The organism is Tsukamurella pseudospumae, assembly GCF_001575195.1.
Lineage (GTDB): Bacteria > Actinomycetota > Actinomycetes > Mycobacteriales > Mycobacteriaceae > Tsukamurella > Tsukamurella pseudospumae.
In genome coordinates, this window is sequence record NZ_LSRF01000026.1 from 1 (window position 1) to 2,600 (window position 2,600).

The following is a 2,600-nucleotide window of genomic DNA, read 5'->3' on the forward strand; positions in this document are numbered from 1 at the left end:
TAGAACCCCCACCGCCTAGCGCCGACGCCGCCGCCGGACTCACCGCCGGCGGCATAGCACTCGGAAGACCCGCCAGCCCGAACCGCGACTGCGCCGCGCCCAGGCCGGCCGGATCCGCCGTGCCGGTCCCCAGCCCGCTACTCAGCGGCGACCCGCTACCAAGTCCCGACGTCGGCAACGACGGCGCCGACGGAGTGGACGGCATCGACGGAGTGGACGGCATCGAGGGAGTCGACGGCATCGAAGGCATACCGGACCCGGTAGAAGACACCGGTGACTGCGTGCCGACGCTAGGAGGCATTTGCTCTCCGACAGTTCCGTGTCCCTTGGGGGACGAAGTATCTGGTTTCTCTCCACCGCTCGTGTCGGGCGTGCTCTCGGTAGGAGCTTCGGTATCGGGCCTCTGCTCAACGCCGGTACCGGAATCGGCTCCAGTAGAGGACTCTTCAGGTGACGTTACATCTGGTCGCGGCCCGTCTACGTTCACAGCTGTAGGTTCCACGGGTGTCGTGAACCCATCGGTGCTAGTGGTCGGAGGCGCTACATCTGGCGCAGAGGCCGCGGATGTGGCCCCAGCTCCGTTGGCGATCTGCGTAAAGGCCGAGATATCAGCAAGGTGTCCGGCGATCTTGGACGTCCACGTTGCTGACGCGGCAGCTACCTTTCCCTGTGCTGCGACGATTACTCCGACGATCTGTGCCCGCATCACTCCCTCAGGCAGTCCGCTCGCCTGAGCAGCCTTTACGATGGCGTCGATCTCCGAGTTCGCCTCGCTAACGATCAGGTCAAGCTTGCCGCGGAGGTCGATCACGGCTGAGGTAACCGGGCCGCTGAAAGTCTGCGCCGCCTGTGTCGCAGCTTCCGCAGCTTTGTCTACCTGTGCATTCACGCCTTCGGCGAGTGGATACCAGTGCGCGAAACCGCGGTTGCTCCACATCACCGATCGGAGAGGTTTCAACGCAGCCTTGCCGCTATCGGCAGCCTGGACGAGCGCTAAGGCTTTTGCGCGAAAGGCAGCCGCTGCTGTTGCCGCCGCCGCCTCGCCGCCCGTTGGGTAGTGGTTACCGAGGATCACCGCCGCGTACTGCCCTCCAGGCGGCATCTCACTTCACCCCGCAAGCCGCTTCGGCCGCGTGCTTCGCTTCGTTTGCTTTGATCACCAGCGGGTCGATCCGACTCTTCACCCAGCCGGCGCCAACCTCGGCGTAGAGGGCGACATACGCGTCGCGCCATCGCCTCAGCGTGTCGGCCACGTTCCCATTCTCGGACTTTTCAAGCAGCGAGTTCAGCTGCAGCATCATCGCGGCGGTAGTCCCCGCAAGCTCGGCACGAAGTGCCTGCTGACGGTCCGGGTCTGACGTGCGTACTGCCGCATCGATTTTAGGCATGGTTGCGGACCATTGATCGGCAATGCTGCCGTAGAAGACCTTCCAGTCCGTGCAGAGCTGGTTCGGTGGCAGGCGCGTTGAAGTTGACGGCGTTGACGGGGCATCCCCAGGCAGCGACGTAGTCGCCACGGCGGTCGGTGCACCAGTCGCTGCGTCTCGGTTGGTTTGAGTTGCAGACACGATTGACACCACCAATGCGACCGCGGCTAAGACCACGGCGAGCCCAGCAGCTACGGGCGTGAACCAGCCCCGACGCGGCTGCTCATATTGAGGCATCGACGGCAACGGCGGCGGGGGTGTCTGCGTCACTACCGCATTCTCACCCGCAATCGTCTTTCACGCGACCATCAGCGCGGTCCACGTCACTTCCGTCTTGAGGGAAGCCGTGGGAGCGCCTCAAGGAGCGTTCTCAGGGCCCGGTGGGCGTCTCGACGGCGTCGTGCCTCCGGATGAGCCACCGCGTAGGCGGTGGCGAACAGAATCGGGGCCATGAGCGTGATGATCAGCAGGGTGAGCGGCGTGAATAATGTTTCGATCATGCTGCGCCCTCATCGCCGTGAAGCAGGTGTTCGACTGCCCATTTGTGCAGAAACGTGCCCTCGGGAAGGTCTAGCTGTCCTGCACTGAACTCGATGAGCACTCGACCTCGTAGTCGATGCAGGTAGGAGGAGATGGTCCGTCGGTTGTAGCCGGTATCGGATGCAGCCTCTGTCAGGGTGTCGCCACGGTAAGTCATCCTGAGTAGAACCGCTTGCAGAGGTGCAGGTGCCGCGCGAAAGATGGCGGCGAGCTCGGCACTGATCTCTTGGGTCTCAGTATCCTCGGCCGCTCCTGGACCGGTGTCGTTGCGCAGGTGCTCGGAGAGCTCGTTAGTGAGCTCGTACGGGTCAGTCGGGGTGCCGGTCCTGCGGTCGTCGTGCCTGTTGATTACGGCAGTCAGGTTGTTGCGGCAGTGCCCGATGAAGTAGGTGGTGAGGCTTGCCCCTGCGGAGGGGTCGAAGCCGCCATTGTCGACGTGCTCGAAGAACGGCCGCAGCGAGCTCACGTAGGTTTCGAGCGCGATGTCGGTACGCAGCTCGTGGTCGGTGAGAGCTCGTTCGATCACGTAAGGGCTCGGCGACCCGTACTGCGCCTTCGTCGCGGCTTTGCCGGCGCGGAACCACTCGATCATCGCGCCGACCGCAGGGTTGTAGAAGCTGACAGCGGCAGCCC

General features: G+C 63.9%; 2 protein-coding genes. Both read right to left on the reverse strand.

Going from position 1 to position 2,600, the window contains the following annotated elements; all coding sequences use genetic code 11:
* Positions 1-1,103 precede the first annotated feature (1,103 nt).
* Positions 1,104-1,697: a hypothetical protein gene (locus tag AXK60_RS26375; RefSeq protein WP_139057874.1), complete on the reverse strand. Its 594-nt coding sequence runs from the start codon at positions 1,695-1,697 to the stop codon at positions 1,104-1,106.
* A 226-nt stretch (positions 1,698-1,923) separates the two neighbouring features.
* Positions 1,924-2,600, reverse strand: a 677-nt coding sequence (locus tag AXK60_RS26920) for a sigma-70 family RNA polymerase sigma factor (protein ID WP_175399986.1), incomplete at its 5' end; no start/stop codon positions are given.